The 26988-nt window shown below is 72.4% G+C and carries 21 protein-coding genes and 1 pseudogene; 13 read left to right on the top strand and 9 right to left on the bottom strand.

Annotated elements, in window-relative coordinates; translation table 11 throughout:
* Window position 1 precedes the first annotated feature (1 nt).
* Together ACZ6Z8_RS09840 and ACZ6Z8_RS09835 are read right to left on the bottom strand one after the other, a co-directional pair.
* Window positions 2–2353 carry an ABC transporter permease gene (locus tag ACZ6Z8_RS09840; protein ID WP_465607959.1) on the bottom strand — a complete coding sequence of 784 codons (2352 nt, stop codon included), beginning with the start codon at window positions 2351–2353 and terminating at the stop codon, window positions 2–4.
* A gap of 145 nt (window positions 2354–2498) precedes the next feature.
* Window positions 2499–3242, bottom strand: a complete 744-nt coding sequence (locus tag ACZ6Z8_RS09835) for an ABC transporter ATP-binding protein (RefSeq protein ID WP_465608434.1) — start codon at window positions 3240–3242, stop codon at window positions 2499–2501.
* 146 nt (window positions 3243–3388) lie between these two features.
* On the opposite strand from ACZ6Z8_RS09835, the gene ACZ6Z8_RS09830 reads away from it, so the two are divergent.
* The 4 genes and pseudogenes from ACZ6Z8_RS09830 to ACZ6Z8_RS09815 all read left to right on the top strand — a co-directional run bounded on the left by ACZ6Z8_RS09830 (window position 3389) and on the right by ACZ6Z8_RS09815 (window position 8436).
* Entirely contained in the window at window positions 3389–4594 is a 1206-nt protein-coding gene (locus ACZ6Z8_RS09830) for a sensor histidine kinase (RefSeq protein ID WP_465607957.1), read from the top strand.
* Window positions 4595–4658: 64 nt separating this feature from the next.
* Entirely contained in the window at window positions 4659–5393 is a 735-nt protein-coding gene (locus ACZ6Z8_RS09825) for a response regulator transcription factor (RefSeq protein ID WP_465607955.1), read from the top strand.
* Between the two features lie 65 nt (window positions 5394–5458).
* A pseudogene (locus ACZ6Z8_RS09820) lies at window positions 5459–7524 on the top strand (thioredoxin domain-containing protein).
* Between the two features lie 39 nt (window positions 7525–7563).
* Window positions 7564–8436, top strand: coding sequence for a GNAT family N-acetyltransferase (locus ACZ6Z8_RS09815; RefSeq protein ID WP_465607953.1), 873 nt, complete (start codon window positions 7564–7566; stop codon window positions 8434–8436).
* Window positions 8437–8453: 17 nt separating this feature from the next.
* Here the strand turns inward: ACZ6Z8_RS09815 and ACZ6Z8_RS09810 are convergent, their stop codons facing one another.
* Window positions 8454–8780 (bottom strand): hypothetical protein, encoded by a 327-nt coding sequence (locus tag ACZ6Z8_RS09810; RefSeq protein WP_465607951.1) that lies wholly within the window; start codon window positions 8778–8780, stop codon window positions 8454–8456.
* 124 nt (window positions 8781–8904) lie between these two features.
* Between ACZ6Z8_RS09810 and ACZ6Z8_RS09805 the strand changes: the two genes are divergently transcribed.
* Both ACZ6Z8_RS09805 and ACZ6Z8_RS09800 read left to right on the top strand, forming a co-directional pair.
* Window positions 8905–10581, top strand: coding sequence for an alpha/beta hydrolase (locus tag ACZ6Z8_RS09805; protein WP_465607949.1), 1677 nt, complete (start codon window positions 8905–8907; stop codon window positions 10579–10581).
* Between the two features lie 29 nt (window positions 10582–10610).
* On the top strand, window positions 10611–11192 hold the full coding sequence (locus ACZ6Z8_RS09800) for a hypothetical protein (protein ID WP_465607947.1): 582 nt from the start codon (window positions 10611–10613) through the stop codon (window positions 11190–11192).
* Between the two features lie 9 nt (window positions 11193–11201).
* Here ACZ6Z8_RS09800 and ACZ6Z8_RS09795 read toward each other — a convergent pair whose 3' ends face one another.
* Complete coding sequence (locus ACZ6Z8_RS09795; protein ID WP_465608432.1) at window positions 11202–12128, bottom strand: hypothetical protein; 927 nt, start codon at window positions 12126–12128, stop codon at window positions 11202–11204.
* A gap of 266 nt (window positions 12129–12394) precedes the next feature.
* On the opposite strand from ACZ6Z8_RS09795, the gene ACZ6Z8_RS09790 reads away from it, so the two are divergent.
* Together ACZ6Z8_RS09790 and ACZ6Z8_RS09785 are read left to right on the top strand one after the other, a co-directional pair.
* Window positions 12395–13075 carry a papain-like cysteine protease family protein gene (locus tag ACZ6Z8_RS09790; RefSeq protein WP_465607945.1) on the top strand — a complete coding sequence of 227 codons (681 nt, stop codon included), beginning with the start codon at window positions 12395–12397 and terminating at the stop codon, window positions 13073–13075.
* 8 nt (window positions 13076–13083) lie between these two features.
* Entirely contained in the window at window positions 13084–14004 is a 921-nt protein-coding gene (locus tag ACZ6Z8_RS09785; RefSeq protein ID WP_465607943.1) for a hypothetical protein, read from the top strand.
* An 88-nt stretch (window positions 14005–14092) separates the two neighbouring features.
* On the opposite strand, the gene ACZ6Z8_RS09780 is transcribed toward ACZ6Z8_RS09785, so the two are convergent.
* Window positions 14093–14764: an acyl-CoA-like ligand-binding transcription factor gene (locus ACZ6Z8_RS09780; protein ID WP_465607942.1), complete on the bottom strand. Its 672-nt coding sequence runs from the start codon at window positions 14762–14764 to the stop codon at window positions 14093–14095.
* A gap of 8 nt (window positions 14765–14772) precedes the next feature.
* Window positions 14773–16359: an MFS transporter gene (locus tag ACZ6Z8_RS09775; protein ID WP_465607940.1), complete on the bottom strand. Its 1587-nt coding sequence runs from the start codon at window positions 16357–16359 to the stop codon at window positions 14773–14775.
* 310 nt (window positions 16360–16669) lie between these two features.
* On the opposite strand from ACZ6Z8_RS09775, the gene ACZ6Z8_RS09770 reads away from it, so the two are divergent.
* The gene (locus tag ACZ6Z8_RS09770; RefSeq protein ID WP_465607938.1) at window positions 16670–17251 is read left to right on the top strand and encodes a hypothetical protein; all 582 of its coding nucleotides are present in this window, start codon (window positions 16670–16672) and stop codon (window positions 17249–17251) included.
* On the opposite strand, the gene trhA is transcribed toward ACZ6Z8_RS09770, so the two are convergent.
* Window positions 17222–17914: a PAQR family membrane homeostasis protein TrhA gene (gene trhA, locus ACZ6Z8_RS09765; protein WP_465607936.1), complete on the bottom strand. Its 693-nt coding sequence runs from the start codon at window positions 17912–17914 to the stop codon at window positions 17222–17224. The genes ACZ6Z8_RS09770 and trhA overlap by 30 nt on opposite strands.
* Before the next feature lie 285 nt (window positions 17915–18199).
* Here trhA and ACZ6Z8_RS09760 point away from each other — a divergent pair, with 285 nt between their 5' ends.
* A complete protein-coding gene (locus tag ACZ6Z8_RS09760; protein WP_465607934.1) occupies window positions 18200–20026 on the top strand; it encodes a phosphoenolpyruvate carboxykinase (GTP) in 1827 nt (608 codons plus the stop codon).
* Window positions 20027–20186: 160 nt separating this feature from the next.
* On the opposite strand, the gene ACZ6Z8_RS09755 is transcribed toward ACZ6Z8_RS09760, so the two are convergent.
* Entirely contained in the window at window positions 20187–21401 is a 1215-nt protein-coding gene (locus tag ACZ6Z8_RS09755; protein WP_465607932.1) for a pyridoxal phosphate-dependent aminotransferase, read from the bottom strand.
* Between the two features lie 261 nt (window positions 21402–21662).
* On the opposite strand from ACZ6Z8_RS09755, the gene ACZ6Z8_RS09750 reads away from it, so the two are divergent.
* A complete protein-coding gene (locus ACZ6Z8_RS09750) occupies window positions 21663–22376 on the top strand; it encodes a prepilin peptidase (RefSeq protein WP_465607930.1) in 714 nt (237 codons plus the stop codon).
* Between the two features lie 116 nt (window positions 22377–22492).
* Here the strand turns inward: ACZ6Z8_RS09750 and ACZ6Z8_RS09745 are convergent, their stop codons facing one another.
* Complete coding sequence (locus ACZ6Z8_RS09745; protein WP_465607928.1) at window positions 22493–24088, bottom strand: chitinase; 1596 nt, start codon at window positions 24086–24088, stop codon at window positions 22493–22495.
* Window positions 24089–24459: 371 nt separating this feature from the next.
* Here ACZ6Z8_RS09745 and ACZ6Z8_RS09740 point away from each other — a divergent pair, with 371 nt between their 5' ends.
* Window positions 24460–25254, top strand: a complete 795-nt coding sequence (locus ACZ6Z8_RS09740) for an isoprenyl transferase (RefSeq protein WP_465607926.1) — start codon at window positions 24460–24462, stop codon at window positions 25252–25254.
* A 281-nt stretch (window positions 25255–25535) separates the two neighbouring features.
* The gene (locus ACZ6Z8_RS09735; RefSeq protein WP_465607924.1) at window positions 25536–26867 is read left to right on the top strand and encodes a PhoH family protein; all 1332 of its coding nucleotides are present in this window, start codon (window positions 25536–25538) and stop codon (window positions 26865–26867) included.
* The last annotated feature ends 121 nt before the right edge of the window (window positions 26868–26988 follow it).

Here is a 26988-nt window from a genome sequence, read left to right as displayed (position 1 = left end):
CCTACTCGGTCCGCAGCGCGGTGGCGGTCCGGGAGCGCGCCGCCCAGCCGGCCGGCAGCAGTGCCCCGAGCAGGGCGATCACGACCCCGGCGGCCAGCAGCGGAAGGAGCAGCCCGGGCGTGTAGACGTGGGTCACGCTCGGCGGCAGGTGCCGGCCGATCGCGTTGCTCATCGGGGTCAGTGTCGCCCTCTCCAGCGCGACCCCGAGCGGTACCCCGATGAGTCCGGCGACCAGGCCGGTGAGTGTCACCGAGGTCAGGACCATCGCGATGGCCTGTCCGGGTGTCATCCCTAGGGCCTTGAAGATCCCCATGTCGTGGACCCGCTCCCGGGTGTCCTGCACGACCGTGCTCAGCACGCCGAGCGCGGCGACGGCGGTCAACATCAGTGTGAACACCGCCACCAGGGTGCCCATGATGATCATCAGGATGTTCTTGCCCCCGTCCGAGTGCGGCTGGACCGAGGCGTTCAGCGGGGTCAGCGCGGCGGCGGCCGAGGTGGACCAGTCCGTTCCGTTGACGTTCGGGGCCAGCTCGACGTTGAACTGGTCGATGTGCGGGGTCAGTCCTGCGGCGGTGAAGGAGGCCGCATCCGTCATGGCCGTGTAGTCGGTTCCATGGGTGTCGAAGTTGATGCCGACGACCTTCAGCGACAGTTGCCTGTTCCGCTGCACCACGGTGACGTCGTCACCGACGTGGATCCCCACGGCCGAGGCCAGCTTGTCACCGACCACGGCCTCGCCGGGCGCAGAGAACCAGCGGCCGGACACCAGCTCCAGGTTCGTCCAGGAGAAGTCGCCGCTGACCGTGTACACGACCGGCGGTTCGCCGCCGATCGGCGCGCCGACCATGGTCGCGCCGCTGTCGCCCCAGCCGAACGCGGCCTTCGTGCCCGGGACCTCGGCGAGCGCGGCGGCCACCTCGGCGGCATCCAGGTGCGCGTGGCGCGGGTCGTCGGGGCCGTAGGAAGCCTCGGGCGGCGCGCCCACGTCGGCCGTGGGTATCACGAGCGTCGACGCGACGTTGAAGCCCGAGCTGAAGGTGCTGTCCTGGTACTTGCTGAACGCGGTCCCCAACCCCACCGCGAAGGTGACGCTGACCGTGCCGAGCAGCACCATCGCGCCGACCAGTACGGCCCGGGCCGGCCGGGCGAAGGGCTGGGCCAGCCCCAGCGACACGGCCCGGGGCAGCGGCAGCCGGGAGGCCAGACGCTGCGCGGCCCGACCGCGCGTGGCCTTCGGGGCGCGGCCTACCACCAGAGCCTGCACCGCCGGCATCCGGCCGGCCCGCAACGCCGGGACCGAAGCCGTGACGCCGACGGTCAGCAGGGCGCCCAGTGACACCACGGCGCTGACCCACGACGGAACCGTGGCACCGGCCGCGCCGAGCTGCTTGCCGGCCTGGCCCAGGATCGGCCCAGCCAGGAGATTGCCGACGACCGTGCCGAGCACCACGCCGAGTGCCGCCGGGATCACGGCCTGCGCGGTGTAGGCGCGGGCCACCTGCGAGGGGGTGAAGCCCAACGACTTCAGGATCCCGATGCGCCGGATTCCCGAGGCCACCGCGCCGCTGACCACGATCGCGATGATCAGCACCGACAGGACCAGCCCGAGGATCCCGAAGGCGACCAGAAACGGCACGAAGGACTTGGCGTTGCCGGTCACCTGCTGTTCCGCCGTCAGATACGACTGTGCGTTCGCGACGGCGCCGGCCGGCACGGCGGCGGCCACCGCCTGCTTGTCGGCGGCGATGTCGGCGTCGGTCCCGGCCTCGGCGAACCGGTAGAGCATCTGCTCGTCGTTCTTGGCGCCGGCGGCGGTCAGCCGCGCGAAACCGTCGGCGGTGGCGAAGCCGGTCGCGCTGTTGGTCACCGAGGCGCCGAAGCCGACGACCTTGAACGACGGCTTGCCCGGCAGGGAGGAGAACACCACCGAAGAGCCGAGGCAGGCGTCGGCGTAGTTGTTCGCGGCGAGGGCGATCTCGTCCGGGCCGGTCGGCCAGCGCCCCCGGGTCAGCACCAGCTGGTCCATCCCGGAGGTGCTGCCCAGGTCGGGCCGGGTGGTGACGGTGACCGGACGGTTGTTGTGACCGGCCTGATCGGTCTCGGGGCAGTCGGTGCCGACGGCCGTGTCCAGCGCGGCGGCGATCGGGTACGGCCCGGCCGCCTCGGTGACACCGGCGGTGTGCGCGGTGGCGGTGGTCTGCGCGGCCGTGACCTTCGAACCGTCGAACTGGACCGCCAGGTGCGCTCCGTTCCGGGTGCTGAAGGCGTGCTCGAACGGGGCCTGCACGGCGGTCAGCAGGCCGAGGGAGAGTACCGACGACATCACCGCGGTGAACGTCGTCAAAGCCATGACCAGGGACTGGACCCGACGCCGGCCCACGCCGGAGCGTACGACCTTGCCGAGCGCGCTCACCGGCTCACCGCCGTCAGCACGTGGGCCATGGTGTGGGATCCGGCCTCGAAGCGGCGCCGGGGCCTCGGCGGCTTGCGCAGTGTCATCCGACCGCTCCCGCCGGACGGGTCAGCGGCGTGCGGGCGGCCAGGCCGGCACCGTTGCCGTCGTTGAGGACGTCCCGCGCGACCGCGCCGTCCACCAACTCGACGGTGCGGTGCGCGGTGGTGGCGGCCAGCTGCACGTCGTGGGTCACCAGCAGGATGGTCTGGCCCTCGGCGTTCAGGTCCAGCAGCAGCCGGCGCACGTCCTCGACCGAGTTCGAGTCCAGCGCGCCGGTGGGCTCGTCGGCCAGCAGCAGCGCCGGCTTGTTCATCAGGGCCCTGGCCACCGCCACCCGCTGCCGCTGACCACCGGACAGCCGCTGCGGATAGGCCTTGGCATGCCGATCGATGCCCAGCGAGCCGAGCAGCTCGACGGCCCGGCGCTTCGCCTCGCCCTTGCCCATCCCGGCCAGCTGCGCCGGAACCATGACGTTGTCCAGCACGGTCAGATCGTCGAGCAGATTGAAGAACTGGAAGATCATGCCGATCGAGGCCCGGCGGTACTTCGCCGATCCGGCCTCACCGAGCTGATCGACGCGCGTGCCGTCGACGGTGACACTGCCGCTGGAGGGCTTGTCCAGACCGGCGATCAGGTTCAGCAGCGTGGACTTCCCACTGCCGGAATGGCCGAGGATCGCCACACAGTCACCGGACGCCACGGACAAGGTCACCCCGGCCAGCGCGGGCGGGCCGTCATCGTATGTCTTCGTCGCCTCGCGGACGTCGATCATCGGCGCATTCATCATGGCCATGAACCTAGGAACGGACCATGACCCGTCGCGTCGGCCGGCGGGTGTCACCTCTGCCCCAGGCCGTTGGCCCGGGGATGTACCCCGCGTACATCCCCGGGGCGACGCGCGGAGCCGACGCCCCTGAATACGATCTCCGCATGGAAGAGCTCCTCCAGCGTCTCTCGACATCGAAGCGCGTGACCTGGCTGACCGCACAGGCCGCGGTGCTGGCCACCGCCTGCTTCTACGCGCTGATGCTCCCCTTGACGATGGGGGAACCGGACCCTGAGTACCGCATGTTCCGGTTCCCCGACCTGGAGCCCGTCCAGATGGTGGGCCTGTACGTGGTGCTCGCCCTTCCGGTGCTGCTGGTGCGCCGTCTGCCGGCGACCGTCTTCGCGGTGATCCTGGGCGAATCGGTCCTCGGCGACGCCTACGGCGCCCGGCCCGCCGTCATGTTCTTCCTGCTCGTTGCCCTGGCCGGGTACCTCGCCGCCCGGCGGCCGACGGCTGCCGCCATCGCCTCCGTTGCGGGCGTCGCGGCCGCGTTCGTCAACGACATCCACGACCGCGCACAGTCCATCCGCGACGCGGCCCAGTGGGCCGGGGGGCTCGCCCTGGGGTTCGCGGTCGCGTGGGTCTTCGGCGGGGTGTACCGCAAGCGCCGCGAATACCTCGGAGCCCTGCACGAGCAGAGGGCGGCCCGCGCCGTCGTCACCGAGCGGCTGCGGATCGCCCGCGAACTGCACGACAGCGTCGCGCACAGCATCGGGATCATCACGGTGCTGTCGGGAGCGGCGGCGCGGGTCGTGGACACCAAGCCCGAGCAGACGCGGCAGGCGCTGGCCGGCATCGAGTCCACCAGCCGTCAGACGCTGCTCGAACTGCAGCGCATGCTCGGGGCGCTCCGCCGCGCCGAGCCGGACGACGCCATGCCGGGGGCCGCTCCGCTGGAGCCGGCCGGCAGCCTGGCCGATATCCCGCGGCTCGCCGAACGCACGGCCGACGCCGGGGTGCGGGTCCACGTGGCCTGGCAGGGCGAGCGGCGTCCACTGCCGCCGGAGATCGAACTGTCGGCGTTCCGGATCGTCCAGGAGTCGGTGACCAACGTGGTGCGGCATTCCGGTGCGCGGTCGTGCCGGGTCGCGGTGGGTTACGAGCCGGAAGAAGTGACGATCGAGGTGGTGGACGACGGGGACGACGGTCCCGGCGGCCCCGGCCGTCCGAGGCCCTCGGCGGCGGCCGCCGGGAGCGGCTTCGGCCTGCTCGGCATGCGCGAGAGGGTGTCGCTGCTGTCCGGCCAGTTCAGCGCGGGCCGGCGTCCGGAGGGCGGATTCCGGGTGACGGCGAGGCTCCCGGCATGAGCGAGCGAATCATTCGAAGGTGCGCGTTTCGCGAAGCGACCGCCGAGCGTAGCGAGGCGGGCGCATGAGCGTGCGGGTACTGCTGGTCGACGACCAGCCGCTGATGCTGGTCGGGCTCGGGATCCTGATCGGCAGCACCGCCGACCTGGAGGTGGTCGGCGAGGCCGGCGACGGCCGCGAGGCGGTGCGCCTGGTGCGTGAACTGCGGCCGGACGTCGTGGTGATGGACATCCGGATGCCGGGCATGGACGGGATCGAGGCGACCCGGCAGGCGACCTCCGAGCCGGACCCGCCCAAGGTGCTGGTGCTGACGACCTTCGACGACGACGAGTACGTCTACGGCGCACTGCGCGCCGGGGCCAGCGGATTCCTGCTCAAGAGCATGGCCCTGGACGCGATCCTGGACGCGATCCGGGTGGTGGCGGCCGGCGACGCGTTGATCGCGCCGAGCGTGACCCGACGGCTGATCGCCGACTTCGCCGGAACCTCCGCCGCCCCCGCGGCCCCCGCACCGGACACCGGGCCCGCCGCGGACCCGAGTCCCGTCGCGGGGATCACCGACCGGGAGCGCGAGGTGCTGGCACTGGTCGGACAGGGACTGTCGAACACGGAGATAGCCGAGCGGTTGGTGATCAGCGCGGCGACGGCGAAGACACATGTCGCCAGGCTGTTCGCCAAGCTCGAAGCCCGGGACCGCGTCCACCTGGCGATCATCGCCTTCGAGGCCGGACTCGCGCCGCCGACATCAACCCCGCCCTGGCCGGGTCGGACGGCCCCGCCGGATCCCCGTCGGCACTGACGGCCCCAGCCGGCGGAGTTGTGGATGGCGTAGGCCGAGGGCCCGGATCGTGCGACGATGCCGGTATGAACCGACTCGCCAACGCGACGTCGCCGTATCTCCTCCAGCACGCCTCCAATCCGGTGGATTGGTGGCCATGGGGAGAGGAGGCGATCAATGAAGCCAAGCGGCGGGACGTGCCCATCCTCTTGAGTGTGGGCTATGCGTCCTGCCACTTAGGCCTCTGATAATCCACTGGTGTCATGTGATGGCGCACGAGAGCTTCGAGGACGCCGGGCTCGCCGGCTACCTGAACGAGCGGTTCGTCGCGGTCAAGGTGGACCGGGAGGAGCGGCCGGACGTCGACGCGGTGTACATGGAGGCCGTGCAGGCGGCGACCGGGCAGGGCGGCTGGCCGATGACGGTCTTCCTCACGCCGGAGAAGGAGCCGTTCTACTTCGGCACCTACTTCCCGCCGCAGCCCCGGCACGGGATGCCGTCCTTCCGGCAGGTGCTGGAGGGCGTGGACGCGGCCTGGCGGGAGCGGCGGCAGGAGGTCGGGGAGGTCGCCGGGCGAATCCGGGCCGACCTGGCCGAACGGGCCGCCGTCTACTCGGCCGGTGCCCACCACCCGCCGGGCGACGCCGACCTGCACCAGGCGCTGGTCACGCTCAGCCGGGAGTTCGACCAGACCCGCGGCGGCTTCGGCGGAGCGCCCAAGTTCCCGCCGGCCATGGTGATCGAGTTCCTGCTGCGCCACCACGCCCGGACCGGTTCGGAGGCGGCGCTGGAGATGGCCGTCCGCACCGGCGAGGCGATGGCCCGCGGCGGCATCCACGACCAGCTCGGCGGCGGCTTCGCCCGGTACGCGGTGGACGCCGGCTGGGTGGTGCCGCACTTCGAGAAGATGCTGTACGACAACGCCCTGCTGCTGCGGGTCTACCTGCACCTGTGGCGGGCCACCGGCTCCGACCTCGCCCGCCGGGTCGCGCTGTCCACGGCCGACTTCCTGCTCCGCGAACTCCGCACGCCCGAGGGCGCGTTCGCCTCCGCCCTGGACGCCGACAGCCTGGACGAGGAGACCGGCTCCTCCACCGAGGGTGCCTACTACGTCTGGGAGCCCGGCCAGTTGGTCGACCTGCTCGGTCCCGCCGACGCGGCCACCGCCGCCCGGCTGTTCACCGTCACCGCCGACGGCACCTTCGAGCACGGCACCTCCGTGCTCCAACTCCTCGCCGACCCCGAGGACTTCGCCGAGTACGAGGAGATCCGGCAGCGGATGTTCGAGGCGCGGGCGGCCCGTCCCGCGCCCGCCCGGGACGACAAGGTGGTCGCCGCCTGGAACGGCCTCGCCATCGCCGCGCTCGCCGAGACCGGCGCCCTGCTCGACCGCCCCGACCTCGTCGAGGCCGCCGAACGCGCCGCCGACCTGCTGCTCGCCGTCCACCTCACCCCCGACGGGCGGCTGCTGCGCACCTCCCGGGACGGCCGGCCGGGCACCAACGCCGGCGTCCTGGAGGACTACGCGGACACCGCCGAGGGCTTCCTCGCGCTGTACGCCGTCACCGGTGAGGCGGAGTGGCTCCAGCTGGCGGGCGGACTGCTCGACACCGTGCTCAAGCACTTCACCGACGAGGCCTCCGGCGCGCTCTACGACACCGCCGACGACGCCGAGGAACTCATCCGCCGCCCCCAGGACCCGACCGACAGCGCCACCCCCTCCGGCTGGACCGCCGCCGCCGGAGCCCTGCTCGGCTACGCCGCGTACACCGGCTCCGACCGGCACCGCACGGCCGCCGAACGCGCCCTCGGAATCGTCGGCGCACTGGCCGGACGGGCCCCGCGGTTCATCGGCTGGGGCCTCGCCGTCGCCGAGGCGCTGCAGGACGGGCCGCGCGAGGTCGCCGTCGTCGGCCCTGCCGACGACCCGGCCACCGCCGCGCTGCGGCGGGCCGCACTGCTGGGCACGGCGCCCGGAGCGGTGGTCGCGGTCGGCGCACCGGGGGAGGCCGCCGCCGAGGTGCCGCTGCTGGCGGACCGGCCGCTGGTCGGCGGCGCGCCCGCCGCCTATGTTTGCCGGCACTTCGCCTGCGAGGCGCCGACCACCGACCCCGCCGCGCTCGGTGCGCGGCTCGGGGCCGTACTCGAATAACCGTTGGCGGAAGGCCGTCGAGCGGGTCGAGGATGGGCCATGACCTGGACCCTCAGCACCTCGCTCGACGACTTCCGCAGCCGGGCGGACGCCTTCCTGGCCGCCCGCCCGGCCGAGAACACCGTCCTGATCACCATCGCCCACCGGCTCGCCGAGGCCGGGCTCGACGCGTTCGGGGAACGGCCGCCGGTCTTCGGCTGGTGGCAGGCCGAGCCGGACGGCCCGGTCGGCGGCGCCTTCCTCCGGACGCCGCCGTTCGCCCCCAGGCTCTCCGCCATGCCGCAGGCCGCGGCCGCCGAACTGGCGCTCCGGCTGGCCGCAGCCGGGGCCGGGTTCACCGAGGTCACCGGGGTCGGCGGGGGAGCGGAACAGGTCCGGGCCTTCGCCGAGGCCTGGACGGCCGCCACCGGCGCCGGTCAGTCCGTCCGCGTCGAGGAACGGCTCTACCGGCTCGGCGAGTTGACCGAACCGCCACGCCCGCCGGCCGGCCGCCACCGGCTCGCCGGTCCGGCCGACCGGGAGCCGGCGATCCGCTGGTGGCAGGAGTTCCTGCTCGAAGTCGGGATCCAGTCCCACGACGTGACACGGACGGTGGACGACAGGATCGCGTCCGGCGGCCTCCACCTCTGGGAGGACGCGGGCACCCCCGTCGCCCTGGCCGGCAGCAGCCCGGTGCTCGCCGGGATGTCCCGCATCGGCCCCGTCTACACCCCCGCCGCCCTCCGCGGCCGCGGCTACGCCAGCGCCGTGACCGCCGCCGCCTCCGCCCACGTCCTCGGGCTGGGCGCGCAGGAGGTGCTGCTCTACACCGACCTCGCCAACCCGACCAGCAACTCCATCTACCAGCAGATCGGCTACCGGCCGGTGGAGGACTGCCTGGTGCTGGACTTCCAGGCGGGGCAGGGAAGTTAGAGCCTGTCCGGCGGTCCCTAAGCGTCCTTGGTCAGATGGCCGCCGGTCACGCCGACCACCTTCGTCTCGAAGGGGTCGGAGACCGGCGGCGCGCCGGGCGGCGGCAGGTGGTCGGCGTTCCGGTAGCCCTGCGCACAGGTGATCAGGTGGCCCCCGGCCGTCTTCATGTCGGTGGAGAGCCCGTCGAGCAGGGTCTTCCACGCACTGCTGCACCCCGTCAGCGCCGCCCCGCTCTGCCACCCGGCGAGGCCCGCGGCGGCCGTGCTGCTGGGCTCCGCCAGCTTCGCGGTCTCGTCGGGGACCTTCCCGGCGACGGTCAGCGCGTTGTTCCCGGCAGCGGTCAACTCGCCTGGCTTGACAGTGAATCCCGGATCCTGACCCATCGGTTCCCCCTGACCTCCGTGTCGGCTGCGGACGCTATGGTAGCTGTGAGTGTCGTGGGGGACACAGGACACAGGGGGCTCGGAGATGGATGTCGCAAGCCTGCGCAACGCGAAGTTGGCGGACCTCTACACGGCGGCAGGGGCGTACGACACGCTGGCCGAGGCGATGTCGCAGCATGCCGCGGACTGGAAGAGCGGGACCGCGGACCGGGTCCATGGTTCCCAGTGGACCGGGCCCACGGCCGATGCCGCGCTCCCGGTGCTGGACGGGCTGACCGGCAAGATGAGGGCGGCGACGACGGAGCTCGGCCTCATCGGCAAGGAGATGCGCGCCTGCGCCGACGCCATGACGCTGGCCCAGGGCAGGCTCACCAACGCGCTGTCCGAGGCCCAGGCGAAGGGCTTCACGGTCAGCGACACCGGCGCCGTGAGCTGGCCCGCGTCGACCAACCCGTACCAGGCCCCGGACTGGGAGACCAAGCAGAAGACGGCTGCCGACGAGATCGGCAAGCAGATCGCCAAGGCGCTGTCCGACGCGGCCGAGGCCGACGGAGCCCTGACCGACACGCTCAACAAGTTCGCGGGGCACGCCAAGGACAAGTCGGGTCTGGACGAGAAGACGGCCGGTGCCGACGCGTACATGGACCAGTTCGGCGATGCGTCCAACCCGGCGTGGCGGTGGAGCATGCCCCTCAAGGACGCGCCCCCCACCGAGGTCAACTCCTGGTGGAAGGGGCTCGGCCCGCAGGGCCAGCAGTGGTACGTCAGCCACCACCCGGAGGCGATCGGCAACCTCGACGGCATCCCCGCGGAGGTCCGGGACCAGGTGAACCGCAAGCACCTGGAGGACCTGATGAAGCCCATCAGGGGCAAGCTGAAGCTGGGCCAGCCGCTGGACTCCAGCGACAGGGCGAACCTCGCCCTCTACGGGCCGATCGACGCCCGCCTCGCCGGCCACGAGGGCGAGCCGCCGATCTTCCTGTTGGGCCTCGGCGACGAGGGCCAGGGCCGGGCGGTCCTCTCGTTCGGGAACCCGGACACCGCGACCGACATCTCCGCCTACGTGCCGGGGATCACCACCACGACGGCCAGCCTCGGGCCGGGGGAGAACGACGGCACCAACGAGGGGGAGAACGCGCTGAACCTCTACCGAGCCGCCAGCGGCAAGGTTCCGGCCGGCCACTCGGTCGCCTCCATCGTCTGGGTGGGGTACGACGCGCCGGGGGCGGACCTCGGGGCCGCGTCGACGAAGGCGGGCAAGGACGGCGCCCCGGCGTACGCCAGGTTCATGAGCGGGGTACGGGCGAGCCACGAGGGCACTCAGCCGCCGCACGTCACCTCGGTCGGGCACAGCTACGGTTCGTACCTGGTCGGCCAGGCCACCAAGCTCGCCACCCAGCCGGGGTCGCCCTACGTGCCCCCGGACGACGTCGTCTTCATCGGCAGTCCGGGCGTCGGCGTGGACAAGGCCTCCGACCTCAGGATGCCCGCCGGTCACGTCTGGGTCGGTGCCGCCGACAACGACGTCGTGACGCACGCCCCGTCGAAGTTCAGCCTCGACCCGGACGAGCGCTGGTACGGCCGGGACCCGTCGAGCAAGCACTTCGGAGCGAACCGCTTCACCGTCGACGACTGGAGCCGTGGCAACCCCGTCGACGCGCACACCAAGTACCTGAACGGGCGTGGTGGTCCGTCGCTGGACAACATCGCGGCCATCGTCACCGGCAGCGGGGGCGTCAAGCTGCAGGGTCAGCGCGGGTGAAGCGGCCGCGACGGGGTTGGGGCTGTTCCGTGGGAGCGGTGGTCCTGCTGGCCGCGGGAGCGGTCCTGTTCCACAACGGGTACGGCCCGATGGCACTGATGGACCGGCATTCCGTTCGGAGCGCGAGTGAGGCCAAGGGACGGCTCGACGAAACCCTGCGGACCGCGACGGGCGCGGTCAGCCCGTCGTTGAGCTACTTCGGCGGGGTCTACGTCGTCGAGCGCGCTCCGGAGCACGCCGACGGCGAGCCGAGCCTGCGGTCCAGCGTCACGGCCTCGGTCTCCGTCCGGACGAAGGTGGCTCCAGCGAAGGTGCCCGTGCTGCTGGAGCGGATGAAGCAGGTCTGGGGCGGAGAGTGCCGGCCCGAGGTCACCGCGGAGACCGGGGGGAAGCACTACACGGACCTGAACTGTTCCGGACGCGGAGACACCCTGTTCACGCTGTCGGTGGTCGGTTCCACGACCGACTCGGCCGTGCAGGTGCTCATGAGCGCGGAGGCGTTCACGGTGCGCTACCAGCCCGAGGGCGATTACGGCGCCCCTCCGGTCGGCGAGCGGCTGACCGGGCACGAGCCCGCCCCCGACCTCGACGACCCGTACTGGTCGCACTGACAGCGCCCCTCACTCCCAGTCCCACCGGATCCCCAGGATGCACGGCCGTAACGCCGTTGCCACCAGGTGGACGCAGTGGTGGCCGTCGAGGGTCAACTCCTCCGTCTCGTAGGCGGCTTCGCCGGGCGAGCGGAGGGCGAAGCGGTGGCAGCGGACGGGGAGGGCGGCGGGGTGGAAGGTGATCTGGAGGACGTACTGGCCGGCGCCGGAGTTGAAGCCGCGGACGTACTCGCAGCTGGGGGCGGGGGAGGGGGCGTCGTCGAAGCCGTAGCCGAGGAGGTGGGTGTCGCCGGCGCGGAGGCGGCGGTCGAGGAGGAGTTCGGCGGCGAGGAGGTGGTGGGTGCGGTCGCGGCGGATGCGGCCGGGGCGGCAGTTCTCCTCGGCACGGACGCCGACCTGGGCGATGTCGCTGCCCGGGTCGCCCTGGTAGAGGGCGAGGTAGCGGTCGATGCCGTCGCGGTGGGCGCGCAGGGCGTGCTGGGAGTCGCGGCGGGCGACCTGGCGGTCGGGGCCGATCCGGACGCGTTCGATGTGGGTGATGGTGTGCAGGCCGGTGTCGCGGGGGCTGGCCAGACTGGTCAGCAGGTGGTCGACGGCGGTGGCCGGGCAGATCAGGTCGCGGTACGGGCGTACGGGCGGTCCGACGGGGGTGGTGGCGCGGCGGGGGCCGAGGAGCCGGGTGAGGGAGTGTTCGGGCAGGTCGAGGACGTCTTCGAGGGCGGCGACGGCGCGCAGTGACTCGGGGCGTTCGGGGCGGCGTCGGCCCTGTTGCCAGTAACTGAGGCTGGTGAGACCGACGTTGACGCCGCGCAGCGCGAGGTGGCGGCGGATGCGGTGCAGGGCGAGGCCGCGGGCGGTGATGGCGGTGCGCAGGGCGAGGTGGAAGGGGCCGGTGCGCAGGGCGGCGGCGAGGTCGGCTGGTTCGCTTCGTTGGATGGCGGCCTCCTGGCTGGTACCGAGCGAGTGCGGACCTGGTTTTGACCGTGAATATTCACATCCGCGCGGCGGTTTGTCACCGGTCCGGGCGTCTCGCGCTGCGGTTTCCCGGATGCCGTTCACATCCGGGCCGCTCCGTTCACACCGTGATCGGGCCTCGTCCGGGGCCGTTGACCAGCCACCGACAACGGCGCGATGCTCGGGGCGCGATCCGGACCGCACCCCCCACACAGCACCTCGCTCCATGTGCAAGGAGGCATCCCCCCATGCCAGTTCCACGGATACGGCTGCGCCGTGCGGTCGCCGTGCTCGCCCTGGGTGTGCTGGGTCCGGCGCTCACCGCTGCGGCGACCACCCCCGCGGCCGCCGCCCCCGCCACCGCCCCCGCCCCCGCCACCGCCCAGGACCGGGCCGCGCACCAGGTCCGCCCGGTGGCGGCGCCCGGCAGTACGGCCGACCTCGCCGGCACGTACAAGAAGCTCAACATCACCATGCAGCAGCAACAGCAGACCAACTGGTGCTGGGCGGCGAGCGGCAACACCATCGCCACCTGGTTCGGCTACAACTACAGCCAGAACCAGTTCTGCAACGCCGCGTTCGGCCGCTCGATCGACTCCAGCTGCCCCAACAGCCAGGCGTCACTGGCGGACGTGCAGAACGCGCTGGACTGGGTCGGCATCAACCCGGGCTCCTACGTCACCGGGTACCTGCGCTACAGCACCGTGCAGTCCGAGGTGGACGCCAACCGGCCGGTCGAGACGCGCATCCAGTGGAGCTCGGGCGGCGGGCACATGCACGTCCTGTACGGCTACGACACCGGCAACAACTGGGTCTACTGGGGCGACCCGTGGCCGTCCAACTACCGCTACAACTGGGCGGACTACTGGTACTACGTGAACAACGACACGTTCTCGTGGACCCACTCCCTGTACCGGATCGGCGCGTGAGGACGACCATGACCGAGCTCAGCAAGACCCGTCGGGCCGCCGTCACCGCCGCCCTGCTCGCCGCCGGCCTCGCGCTGGTGACCGCCCAGGCCGCGCACGCCGACCCCGCGGCGCACGCCGACCCCGCGGCGCACGCCGACTCCGCGGCCCGGGGTGCCGCCCCCCAGGGCGCCCCGGCACCGGTGCCGGCCGCCGACCTGGCCCGGGCCCACAGCGCCGTCCAGGACCCCACGGTGCTCGACAGGGTGGGCCACTTCTTCGCCCGCAAGGGCGTGCCGCCGACCCAGCAGCTGACCATCGGCGCCGCCGAGGAGGCGAAGGCGGCGCAGGACGCGGCGCCCCGCCTGGCCGGGGACACCGTGCCGGTCTACACCCTGGACGCCGGTTTCGTGTCCGGCGCCCCGGGCGCCCCGGTGGCGAAGGCCGAGTTCACGGCGAGCAAGGTGGTCGCGGCGGACGGGCGGACCGCCTCCGTCTGGACGGTCCGCCAGGGGGACGCCTGGCGGGTCGTCAACATCGCCTCCGGCGGCGACGAGAGCGACTACGCGGCGAAGGCGGCGGACGGCGGCGGCGGTACGGCCTTCCGGGAACCGCAGGTCAACGCCTGGTACGTGCTGCGCGACGGCCGGGTGCTGCCGCTGGACGACGAGGCCCGGCGCTCGGTGGGCACGGGCGGGATGTCGCTGGCCGCGTACCAGAACCTGGTGCACCAGCGGTACGGGGACAAGCTGCCCGGCTCGGCGTACGACCGGGAGGGCAAGGGCGGCGGCTACCAGCCGGACGCCGCACCCGAAGCCGCACCGCAGGCGGCGGCCGACGACCCGGCGATCCCGGCCGTGACGGCGGCCGCGGCGCTGGGCGCCACCGCGCTGGCGGCCGCGGGCGTGGGTGCGGGCGCTGCGCTGCGGCGGAGGCGGGCGACCCGCTGACCGGGCGGACCCCCGTCGGGGCCCGGCTCACCGAGCCGGGCCCCGAACCGCCGTCCCGCCGGGGCGGATCACACCCCGGCGAACCCGCTCACACCCCCGCGAACCCGCTCTCCAGCAGCGCGAAGGTGCGGTCGACCAGGTCGGCGATGTCCTCCCGGCCGTCGCCCGCGGCCCACTGGAGCACGGCCTCGGTGGTGGCGGCGCCGATGGCGGCGGCGGTGACCCGCATGTCGTACGTGGGCTCGTCGAGGCCGGACCGCCGGGTGAGGACGTCGAGGTAGAGCTCGTGCGGGCTGTTGCCGGTCCGGAACAGCCCGGCGCGCAGCGCCGGGACCCGGGTGACCAGCCGCATCCGGGTCAGCAGTTCCTGGCGTTCGTGCTGGAGCAGGGTGCGGATCAGGCCGATGAGAGCCTCCCGGCAGGACCGCAGGAACGGTTCCTCGGCCGGGCGGGCCATCAGGGAGGCGATCATCGCCGGGTCGTACTCGTCGGTGAGGACGAGGTCCTCCTTGGTGGCGAAGTACCGGAAGAAGGTGGAGGGGGAGATCTCGGCGGCGGCCGCGATCTGCTCCACCGTGGTGTTCTCGTAGCCCTGTTCGACGAACAGCCGGTACGCCTCGCGGCGCACGGTCTGCCGGGTCTTGAGCTTCTTGCGCTCGCGCAGCGACAGCGGCGCCTCCAGCAGCGCCTGGACCGGGTTGGTCGGAGCGTCCGGGAGGGCCGCGGTCGGCTGCTCGGTCTTCGTGTCCCCGATCCTCATGTCCCCGATTATCGGCGATCTCCGGCGACGGTGGGCCGGGCGGCCGGTCCGGTCTCCGCCGCCTCGCCGCCTGCGGGCTCGGCTGCGGGCATCCGGGCGGCGACCAGCACCGCCGAGCCGACCGCGACCAGCCCGGCGACCAGCAGTACCACCGTCATGCCGTGCACGTACGCCGTGTGCGCCGCGGCGCCGAGCGCCGGCCGTCCGGCCTCCCGGGCGACGGCGTCGGCGGCGACCACCGACTTCCCGGCCCGGTGGGCCGCCTCGGCCGGCAGGCCGCCGGTGTCGAGCGCGCCCCGGTAGGCCCCGGCGAGCAGGCTGCCGAAGGCGGCGATCCCGATGGCGCCGCCGACCTGCCGCAGAGTCTGGAGCAGTCCTGAGCCGACGCCGGCCCGGGCGGGCGGCAGGGTGATCAGGGCGGAGGACTGGGCGGTGATCAGCGACAGGCCCATGCCCACGCCGAGGACGGTGAGCCAGATCGCGGCCCGCCCGTACCCGTCGGAGCCGTCGGTACGGCTGCCGAACAGCAGCGCGGCGCCGAGCAGGGCCAGGCCGAGGGTGATCACCGCGCGGGCGCCGATCCGGGTCACCAGCGGCTCGGTGAACCTGGCGGCGGCCATCAACCCGAGCATCATCGGCATCAGCCGCAGCCCGGAGCCGAGGGCGTCGGTGCCGAGCACGCTCTGGAAGTAGAGCGGCAGGACGAAGAAGGCGCCGAACAGGACGAGCGAGATCAGCGTGGCGGCGACCGAGGACCAGCGGAAGGTCGGATCGGCGAGCAGGGTGAGGTCGAGCATCGGGTCGCGTTGGCGGCGGCTGCGCAGCACCAGTGCGGTGAGCAGGAGGACCGAGCCGATCAGGGTGGCGAGCACCAGTGGATCGGTCCAGCCGCGGTCGGCGCCCTCGATGATGCCGTAGGTGAGCGCGCCGAGCCCGGTGGCGGCGAGCGCCGTGCCGGGCAGGTCCATCCGGGGCGCGGCGGGGTTGCGGCTCTCGGGCAGCAGCAGGACGCAGGCGACGACGCCGATCACGGTCAGCGGGACGTTGACGGCGAAGACCGAGCCCCACCAGAAGTGCTGGAGCAGCAGGCCGCCGATCAGGGGTCCGAGCGGGGCGCCGCCGGCGATGGCGGCGGTGAGGATCGCGGTGGCCCGGCGCCGTTCCTCGGCCGGGAAGATCGCGGGGATCACCGCGAGCGACATCGGCATGACGAGCGCCCCGGCCAGGCCCATCGCGGCGCGGGCGGCGACCAGGGTGCCGGGGGAGTCGGTGAGCATCCCGACGCCGGAGGCGAGTCCGAACAGGGCGAGGCCCGCGGTGAGGGTGCGGCGGCGGCCGTAGCGGTCGCCGAGCAGGCCGGCCGGGAGCATGACGGCGGCGAAGACCAGCGTGTAGGCGTCGACGATCCACTGCTGCTGCCCGGTGGTGGCCTGCAGCTGTGCGGCCAGGGTGGGCAGGGCGACGTTGAGGATCGTCATGTCGAAGCTGATCACCAGGACGCTCAGGGCGACGGCGACCAGGGCGAGCCGACGGCGCGGGTCGGCGGGCGCGTCGGCGACCGCGGGAGCGGTGGGCGTGGGCGGAGCGGCGGACATGGTGGCCTCCAGGGCCCAAATTCGAAAGTCTCTGTCAAATGACAGTAACTCTCAAAAGATGGTGGCCGTCAACGGTGGGGAAGTGTTACGATGCGATGACTCTCCGTGATGTGTCCTGGAAGTGCTGCTTCCGCACGAGGAATTGACGCAACGTTGATCTGCCGTTCGCCGCCTCGGGGCGGTGCCGGGTGACTGTCGGTAGATACCATGTGGCAATCGGTCAGTGCTGGCCGGACGCGTGCCGAGAGCGGAGAAGGGGTGGGGCGGCAGGAGCCGACCACGAGCCCGGCGCCGGGAAAGGGGAGCCGAAGTGGCCGACAGTGACGACAGGCAGACGAGTGCCCAGGTGTGGGGCGCGGCCGTGGTGGTGGGTTCCGCGCTGGCCGTGGTCGCGGCCTATCTGATCAACGGCGCCCCGCTGGTCCTGGTGGTCGCCGGGATCGAGACGCTGCTGGTCATGGTGTACGTCGGCCGCCGGTGGCGCGCGATGCACCGGCAGGCGTTCCCGGCCGGGCACCGGCCGCGGCGCGGCATCCCGGACGCCACCCACTGCGAGCGCTGCCGCCGGGCCCGGGAGGCGCTGGACGCCCGCCAGGCGCGCGCCGTGCAGCCGGGGACCGCCGCGGAGCTGCCGGGGCTGCCGACTCCACCGGAGCCGACGGGCGCGGAGGCGGCAGGAGGCGCGGGCGCGGCAGGGGTCGCCGATGCCGCGCCCTCCTCCCGGCCGGAGCCCGGCATCGCCGACCTCCCGTCGTACCCCCGCCGCCCGCAGGGCCGGGCCCCGTACGAGCGGCCCTGGACGGCCGAACGGGCGGCCGCCCGGTCCGTGGACCGGTCGACCGCCCGTCGGGGTGCGCCGGGTTCAGCCGGCCGCGCTGTACGCCACCAGTGAGACGCCGACGTACTGGACGATGAAGGCGCCGAGGGTGAAGGCGTGGAACACCTCGTGGAAGCCGAACCAGCGCGGTGAGGGGTTGGGCCGCTTGAGCCCGTACACCACGCCGCCGATGCTGTAGAGCACCCCGCCGACGATCATCAGCACCAGCACGGCGACCCCGCCGGTGCGCAGGAAGTCCGGCAGGAAGAACGCGGCGGCCCAGCCCAGCGCGATGTACACGGGCGTGTACAGCCAGCGCGGCGCGCCGACCCAGAACACCCGGAACGCTATTCCGGCGAGTGCCCCGCCCCAGGCGACCCAGAGCAGCAGCTGCTGGTCGGCGCCCTTGAGCAGCAGGATCGTGAACGGCGTGTAGGTGCCCGCGATGATCAGGAAGATGTTGGCGTGGTCCAGCCGCCGCAGCACGGCGTCCCCGCGCGGGCCCCAGTCGAAGCGGTGGTACACGGCGCTGACCCCGAACAGCAGCCAGGCGCTGACCGAGTAGATCGCGCAGGCGACCTTGGCCGGCGTGGAGTCGGCCAGGCAGATCAGCACGATCCCGGCGGCGACGGTGGCGGGGAACATCCCGGCGTGCAGCCAGCCGCGCCACTTCGGCTTGCCCTCCCGGTCCTGGACCGGGTCCTCCCCAATGCTCTCCGCGAGCGCAGCAGCAGTCATGGGCAGCATGCTACCGGCTACCTACGGAACCGTAGGTTACTGACGCGTATGGAAGTGGCGATCGTCACTCTTGGACGTTTTGGAGCATTTGAAGTGTGGCGCCGCGCACTCCGGCCCGGACGTGGGCGCCCCGTTACTGGCTAGTAATCGTACTTTCCGTAGTAAAAGATGCGTCAATTTCGCCTAGGCGCCGCGTTCCGGCCCCGGACCCGGAGCTACGCTGCAAGCACCCTCAGACCCCCGCAACGCCGTCTCCTCGACGAGACGGCGTGAAACGGAGCGATCGTGTCGTACGAGATCTCTGCTCTCAGCGCATCCGCGCCCACCCGCCACAAGCAGCTGCTCGCTTGGGTGAGCGAGATCGCCGAGCTCACCCAGCCGGACCGCATCGAGTGGTGCGACGGTTCCGACGAGGAGTACCAGCGCCTCGCGGACCTGCTGGTGGCTCAGGGCACCTTCAAGAAGCTGAACGAGGAAAAGCGCCCCAACTCCTACTACGCCGCCTCGGACCCTTCGGACGTGGCGCGCGTCGAGGACCGCACGTTCATCTGTTCCGAGCAGGAGAAGGACGCCGGCCCGACCAACAACTGGAAGGCCCCCGCCGAGATGCGGGAGCTCTTCCAGGGCGAGCAGGGCCTGTTCCGCGGCGCGATGAAGGGCCGCACCATGTACGTCGTGCCCTTCTCGATGGGCCCGGTCGGCTCCCCGCTGGCCGCGTACGGCGTCGAGATCACCGACTCCGCCTACGTCGCCGTGTCGATGCGCGTGATGACCCGCATGGGTCGGGCCGTGCTCGACCAGCTCGGCGAGGACGGGGAGTTCGTCAAGGCCGTGCACACCGTCGGCGCCCCGCTGGCCGAGGGCCAGGCGGACGTGCCGTGGCCGTGCAACAGCACCAAGTACATCTCGCACTTCCCGGAGACCAAGGAGATCTGGTCCTTCGGCTCCGGCTACGGCGGCAACGCCCTGCTCGGCAAGAAGTGCTACGCGCTGCGCATCGCCTCGACCATGGCCCGCGACGAGGGCTGGCTGGCCGAGCACATGCTGATCCTGAAGCTCACCCCGCCGTCCGGCGAGGTCAAGTACGTCGCGGCCGCCTTCCCGTCGGCCTGCGGCAAGACCAACCTGGCCATGCTCCAGCCGACCATCCCGGGCTGGAAGGTCGAGACCATCGGCGACGACATCGCCTGGATGCGCTTCGGCGAGGACGGCCGCCTGTACGCCATCAACCCCGAGGCCGGCTTCTTCGGCGTCGCCCCCGGCACCGGCGTGGACACCAACGCCAACGCCATCGACACCCTCTGGGGCAACACCGTCTTCACCAACGTCGCCCTCACCGACGACGGCGACGTGTGGTGGGAGGGCCTCACCGAGGAGCCCCCGGCGCACCTCACCGACTGGCGCGGCAACGACTGGACCCCCGAGTCCGGCACCCCGGCCGCCCACCCGAACGCCCGCTTCGCCGTCCCGGCCGCGCAGTGCCCGACCATCGCCCCGGAGTGGGAGGACCCGGCGGGCGTGCCGATCTCGGCGATCCTGTTCGGCGGCCGCCGCGCCACCGCCGTCCCGCTGGTGACCGAGTCCTTCGACTGGCAGCACGGCGTCTTCCTGGGTGCCAACATCGCCTCCGAGAAGACCGCCGCCGCCGAGGGCACCGTCGGCGAGCTGCGCCGCGACCCGTTCGCGATGCTGCCGTTCTGCGGCTACAACATGGGCGACTACTTCGCCCACTGGCTGAAGATCGGCGCCGAGGCGGACGCCGCCAAGCTGCCGAAGATCTACTACGTCAACTGGTTCCGCAAGAACGCCGAGGGCAAGTTCGTCTGGCCCGGCTACGGCGAGAACAGCCGCGTGCTCAAGTGGATCGTCGAGCGCCTGGAGGGCACCGCCGAGGGCGTCGAGACCCCGATCGGCGTGCTGCCGAAGGTCGAGGGCTTCGACCTCGGTGACCTGAAGCTGTCCGAGGAGGACCTCGCCCTGCTCTTCACCGTGGACGCCGACATCTGGCGCCAGGAGGCCGCGCTGGTGCCGGCCCACCTGGAGCTGTTCGGCGAGCACACCCCGAAGGAGCTGTGGGACGAGTACCGGAGCCTGGTCGCGCGCCTCGGCTGAGCCTGAGCCTCAGCCGAGCGAGAGGCCGGCGCGCGGCACGAACCGCGCGCCGGCCGAGTGACGGGACGGCCGGAGTTCCGCCAGGTGGTCTTTCCCCGACCAAGGAGACCACCCGGGCCGGGACTCCGGCCGTAGTGTTTCCCCCTCCGCGGCGGGGGGGTCAGGGCTGCGAGTAGCCGCTGAGGAAGTCGCCGATCCGGGTCACCGCTTCGGTGATCTCCTCCGGCCGGGGCAGCGTGACCAGCCGGAAGTGGTCCGGCTCGGGCCAGTTGAAACCGGTGCCCTGGACCAGCAGGATGCGCTGGGAGCGCAGCAGGTCCAGCACCATCTGGGCGTCGTCCTTGATCTTGTAGACCTTCGGATCCAGCCGGGGGAAGGCGTAGAGCGCACCCTTCGGCTTGACGCAGCTCACTCCCGGGATCTGGTTCAGCAGCTCGTACGCGGCGTCGCGCGAGGCGAGCAGCCGGCCGCCGGGCAGCACGAGGTCCTTGATCGACTGCCGTCCGCCGAGCGCGGCGGCCACCGCGTGCTGGGCGGGCATGTTGGCGCACAGCCGCATCGAGGCGAGCACGGTCAGGCCCTCGATGTAGCTGTGGGCGCGCTGGCGGTCGCCGGAGAGCACCATCCAGCCGGAGCGGAAGCCCGCGACCCGGTACGACTTGGACAGTCCGTTGAAGGTGACGCAGAAGAGGTCCGGGGCCAGGGTGGCCAGCGGGACGTGCTCGGCGTCGTCGTAGAGGATCTTGTCGTAGATCTCGTCCGCGTAGACCACCAGCTTGTTCCGGCGGGCGATCTCGACGATGCCCTCCAGCACCTCGCGGGGGTAGACCGCGCCGGTCGGGTTGTTCGGGTTGATCACCACGATGGCCCTGGTCCGGTCGGTCACCTTGGCCTCGATGTCGGCGAGGTCCGGGTACCACTCGGCCTGCTCGTCGCAGCGGTAGTGCACCGCGGTGCCGCCGGCCAGCGAGACCGAGGCGGTCCACAGCGGGTAGTCCGGCGCCGGGACGAGCACCTCGTCGCCGTCGTCCAGCAGCGCGGTCATGGCCAGCTGGATGAGCTCGGAGACGCCGTTGCCGAGGAAGACGTCGTCGACGGAGAGTCCGTGCAGCCCGCGCTCCTCGTAGTGCATGACCACCGCGCGGCGGGCCGCGAGCAGGCCCTTGGAGTCGCCGTAGCCGTGCGCGTTCGCGAGGTTGCGCAGGATGTCCTGGAGGATCTCCGGGGGCGCCTCGAAACCGAAGGTGGCCGGGTTGCCGGTGTTGAGCTTGAGGATGCGGTGGCCCTGTTCCTCCAGCCGCATCGCCTCGTCGAGAACCGGGCCGCGGATGTCGTAGCAGACATTGGCGAGCTTGCTGGACTGGATGACCTGCATGTCTGCCTACTTTAGGGGCACGCCGGGGCCCCGCGTCGGGCATCCGGGGAGACGGCTCGCGGTACCCCGAAGGCCCTCCTTGGATCGGCAGGCGCCACGATCGATCGGCCTTGCGAACTACCGGCCCGATGCCCGGAATGCTCGCGTATGCGAGGAACGCGGCCGGTTTCCCGTCCGGAACGAGACGGACGGCACACCGCTTGGCCGCCGCGGACGGGAAGATGGGCCCCGGTGCGTCGACGACGAGGGGGTGGGCCGGTGGTGGCGGTCGTGTCCGGGGCGGTGCTGGTCGGGCTCCTGCTGGCTCCGCTGCTGCGCGGGCTGATCGCCCGCTTCGCCGTGCCCGAGGGCGAACCCTGGTGCGAGGCCTGCCCGTTGTGCGGCCGCGCGGTCGGGCGGCTGCTGCCGCCGACCGGCCGCTGCCCGGGCTGCCGGGGCCGCCTCGGCGCCGGTGCCGGGGCGGTGGAGGCGGTCGCGGCGGCGGTGGCGGTCGCGGTGGCGGTCGCGGCGGACGGGCCGCAGACCGCGGCGCTCGCCTGGGCGGGCGCGCTCGGTGTGGCGCTCGGCTTCACGGACGGGCGGGTGCGCCGGCTGCCGTACCGGCTGAGCGTGCCGCTGCTGGCCGGGGTGGCCGCGCTGCTGGCGGTGGCGGCCCTGGCCGAGGGGCGCCCGGGGGTGCTGCTGCGCTGCCTGCTGGTCGCGCTGACCGTCGGGGCGCTGCTCGAAGTCGCGGTCCAGATCGGCGCGTTGGGCCCCGGGGACTCACCGCTCGGGCTCGCCCTGGGCGGGCTGCTCGGCTGGTACGGCTGGTGGGTCGCGATCGGCGGGCTGTTCGCCGCGGTGGTGCTCGCCGGGCTCTGGGGCACCCTGCGGGCCGCCGCCCTGCTGGTCCGCCGACGCCCGTGGCGCGGGGTCGAAGTCCCGGTCGGCCCGTTCCTGCTGCTCGGCGCGCTCGTCGCGGTGCTCGCCCGGTGAGCGGATGACGGAAGGGGCCCGCCGTACCGGCACCGGTACGGCGGGCCCCTTCGTCGGCGCGCCGGGCCCCGCCCTCAAGGAGCGGCGCGCCGAAGGGAGTCAGACCAGCGAGCCGCTCACGGCATCTTGTGGACGAACGGGCCGACCGCGTTCGAGAACGCGTTGCCGTTGTTGGCGTCCCAGTTGGTGGACCAGGTCATCGCGCCCCGGATGGTGGGCCACTTGGCCGGCGGCACGAAGCTCCCGCAGTTGTTGCCGGTGGCCAGGCAGTTGAGCGCGTTGTTCACCACCGACGGGTCGACGTAGCCGCCGCCGGCCGCCCGGCTGGAGGCGGGGACGCCGATGCCGACCTGGTCGGGCCGCAGGCCGCCCTGGATGTGGGTGCAGACCTGCGAGGTGATGAAGTCGATCGTGCCCTGGTTGTAGACCTTGCCGTCGCAGCCGTTCATGCCGCCCGAGTTGTAGAACTGGGTGTTGACGACGGTCAGGATGTCCTTGGTGTTCAACGCCAGCTGGAAGTAGGCGCCGGAGGTGCTGTACATCCCGATGGTCTCGGGGGCCATGGTCAGCACGAAGCCGGGGCCGACCTTGGCCTGGAGGGCGTGCAGCGCGTTGCCGAGCGGGCCGGGCTGGACGCCGTTCTCCAGGTCGACGTCGATGCCGTCGAAGCCGTAGTCCTTGAGGACCGTGTAGGCGCTGTTGGCGAAGTTCGCCCCGGCGGTGGCGTCGCCGACGCTGATCGCGCCGTTCTGGCCGCCGATGGAGAGGACGACCTTCTTGCCGGCCGCCTGCTTGGCCCTGATGTCGGCGCGGAACTGGGCGTCGGTGTAGCCGCCGAGCGCCTTGGACAGGCCCGGGTCCAGGGTGAAGCTGATCGCGCCGGTCTGGGTCGGCACGGCGTCGGCGAAGGAGACCGCGATGATGTCGTACGCGTTCTGCACGTCGCTCAGGCGCTGGGGGGTCGAGCCGTTGTCGAAGTTCTGCCAGTAGCCGGTGACCACGTGCGCGGGCAGGCCGGTGGCCGGCGGGGTGGTCGGGGTCGAGGTCGGCGTGGCCGTCGGCGTCGGGGTGGGGGTCGGCGTCGCGGTCTGGGTAGGCGTGGCGGTGGCGGTGGCGGTGGCCGTCGGCGTCGGGGTCGGCGTCCGGGTGGGGGTGGCCGTCGGCGACGGGGTGGAGGTGCCGCCCGGGCCGATCAGCGCCACGTCGTCGGCGAGGTAGGCGCCCTGCCCGTACCAGCCGTGCAGGTAGACGGTGACGCTGGTGGTGCTCGCCCCGGTGGTGAAGCCGGTGGACAGCTGGTTCCAGCCGCTCTGGTTCGACCAGGTGGACGGGTCGGTGCCGCCGGTGCCGCGCGCGCCGAGGTAGACGTACGGGCCCTGCACCCAGGCGCTCAGCGTGTAGGCGGTGTTGGGCAGCACGCTGATCGTCTGGGAGCACTCGGCGGTGTCGCCCGCACCCGGGGCGGCCTGCAGCGCTCCGCTGCCGGAGTGGACCGGCGAGGAGACCGCGGTCGCGCCGCCGGTGCAGGACCAGCCGCCCAGCCCGCTCTCGAAGCCACCGTTGGTGACCAGGTTGCCGACCGACGCACTGGCGCCGCCGGCGAAGAGGGCGAGGCCGCCGCCGGCCAGGGCGAGGGCGGTGGCGCCGGCCGCGAGGGCAGGGAGGGGGCTGCGCCGGCGCTTGTGCGCGGGCGCGTTCGGCGTACGGGCCATGGGTGACGCTCCTGGGGAAGGAGCGGCCGCCGCGGTGGGGGGCGCGGCGGCCGCGTGTGGGGGAGGGGTCCGCAGGTGACTCGACGGGGCGGCGGGTTCCGTTCCGCCCCGGGTCAAAAGCTGGACTAGACCATTGCCGGTCGTCAAGCATCGGAAGACCGGCTTACGGCTCCCTTAAGGATTCGGAGACCGTTCCGTGTCCGCGCCGGGAGGCCCGCCCGGCAGGCCGCGACACGCCCGTCGCGACAGACTTCGTACAGGACCGTGACCAGACCGCTACCTGGGGCTTTACCGTGCGCCTGCGCGCCGGAGTAGGCTGCGCCGGGGCGGTGACGCACCAGCCTGAACGAGTACGGAGGGGCCGGGAAACCATGGGTCTGCGCGATGTCGCCGAACGGACGCCGGGGCTGCGCACCCTGTTGGGCGGGATGTACGGACTCTACGGCCGCCGGGTCGAGGTCCACCTCGCACGCACCCCGCACCACATCGGCGTGATCCTCGACGGCAACCGCCGCTGGGCCAGGGCCACCGGCGGGTCCACCGCGTACGGCCACCAGCGCGGCGCCGACAAGATCAGCGAGTTCCTCGGCTGGTGCGACGAGACCCACGTCAAGGTCGTCACCCTGTGGATGCTCTCCACCGACAACCTGGACCGCCCGGCCGACGAGCTGGTCCCGCTGCTCGGCATCATCGAGGACGCCGTCACCGGCCTGGCCGCCGCCCGCCGCTGGAAGGTCAACCCGGTCGGCGCGCTGGACCTGCTCCCGCAGCACACCGCCGACGTGCTCAAGCGCGCCGCCGAGGAGACCGCCGGGATCGACGGCATCACCGTCAACGTCGCGGTCGGCTACGGCGGCCGGCACGAGATCGCCGACGCCGTCCGCTCGCTGCTCCAGGAGCACGCCGGGCGCGGCACCCCGATCGAGGAACTCGCCGAGATCCTGACCGTCGAGCACATCTCCGAGCACCTCTACACCGCCAACCAGCCCGACCCGGACCTGATCATCCGCACCTCGGGCGAGCAGCGGCTGTCCGGATTCCTGCTCTGGCAGAGCGCCCACAGCGAGTTCTACTTCTGCGAGGCGTACTGGCCGGCCTTCCGCAAGGTCGACTTCCTGCGCGCGCTGCGCGCCTTCGAGCAGCGGCACCGGCGGATGGGTCTCTGACCCCTGATCCGGAGCCGCCTCCGGACGGCTCCGGGGCGGGCCCTGGCTGCGTCCGGGGTGCATCCCGGGGTGCATCCGGGTGGAATGACCGCCGTAGGCCTGGCCTACCCGGGCCGCGCGCGGGGCCAAACGTTCACCGGCAATGATCCGTCAGTTCGCCGAGGGCGCGAATGCACCGCTCCCCGCCTGGGAATACTCCAGGCAGTCCGGCCCCGAGGCCACCGGGGCAGCGGGGGCCGGCTTGCCGCGGATGACGCAGGGTCATCCGCTCTGGAGGCCTAGTGGTCAGTTCCAAGAGCCGCCGGACACCAGACCGGCGCACGTACGTTCTCGACACCAGCGTGCTCCTGGCGGACCCGCTCGCCATGACCCGCTTCGAGGAGCACGAGGTCGTCCTTCCGGTGGTGGTCGTCACCGAGCTGGAGGCCAAGCGGCACCACCCGGAGCTGGGCTACTTCGCCCGCCAGGCGCTGCGTCTGCTCGACGACTACCGCATCCGCCACGGCCGGCTCGACGAGCCGATCCCGGTCGGCGAGTTGGGCGGGACCATCCGGGTCGAGCTCAACCACTCGGACGTCTCGATACTGCCGGTCGGCTACCGGGCCGGCGGCGAGGCGGACACCCGGATCCTGGCGGTCGCCCGCAACCTGCAGGCCGAGGGCTACGACGTCACCGTCGTGTCCAAGGACCTCCCGCTGCGGATCAAGGCCAGCTCGGTGGGCCTGCTCGCCGAGGAGTACCGGGCCGAGCTGGCGATCACCTCCGGCTGGACGGGGATGTCCGAACTGCACGTCGCCGCCGACCAGGTGGACGCGCTGTTCGCGGCCGGCCACGACGCCGCGGTGGACGTCGACGGGACGGACGAGCTGCCGGTGCACACCGGACTGGTGCTCACCTCGGAGCGGGGCCGGGCGCTCGGCCGGGTGACCGGCGACGGGCGGGTCCGGCTGGTTCGCGGCGAGCGCGAGGCGTTCGGACTGCGCGGGCGCAGCGCCGAACAGCGGGTGGCGCTGGACCTGTTGCTCGACCCGGACATCGGCATCGTGTCGATGGGCGGCCGGGCGGGCACCGGGAAGTCGGCGCTGGCGTTGTGCGCGGGGCTGGAGGCGGTGCTGGAGCGGAGGCAGCACCGCAAGGTGATGGTCTTCCGGCCGCTGTACGCGGTCGGCGGCCAGGAACTCGGCTACCTGCCGGGCTCCGAGGCGGAGAAGATGGGCCCCTGGGCGCAGGCGGTCTTCGACACCCTCTCGGCGGTCACCACCCCGGACGTGATCGAGGAGGTCATCTCCCGCGGGATGCTGGAGGTGCTGCCGCTCACCCACATCCGGGGGCGCTCGCTGCACGACGCCTTCGTGATCGTGGACGAGGCCCAGTCCCTGGAGCGCAACGTCCTGCTGACGGTGCTGTCCCGGATCGGCCAGGGCTCGCGGGTGGTGCTCACCCACGACGTGGCGCAGCGGGACAACCTCCGGGTCGGCCGCTACGACGGAGTGGTGGCGGTGGTGGAGAAGTTGAAGGGGCATCCGCTCTTCGCCCACATCACGCTCACCCGCTCGGAGCGTTCGCCGATCGCGGCGCTGGTCACGGAGATGCTGGAGGACATCCACCCGTGAACCGCCCCTGATCGGGGCATAGTCGGACAATAAGGTCAACTCATGGCGCGGGGCCCGTTCCTGAGGGAGCGGGCCCCGTCCCTTTCATCACATCGAGTGCTTTCTGTCCGGAGAACTCCCG

Source organism: Kitasatospora sp. NPDC101108, assembly GCF_055584725.1.
The sequence above is the reverse complement of the archived record's forward strand: the minus strand, read 5'-3'. Positions and strand labels throughout refer to the sequence as shown.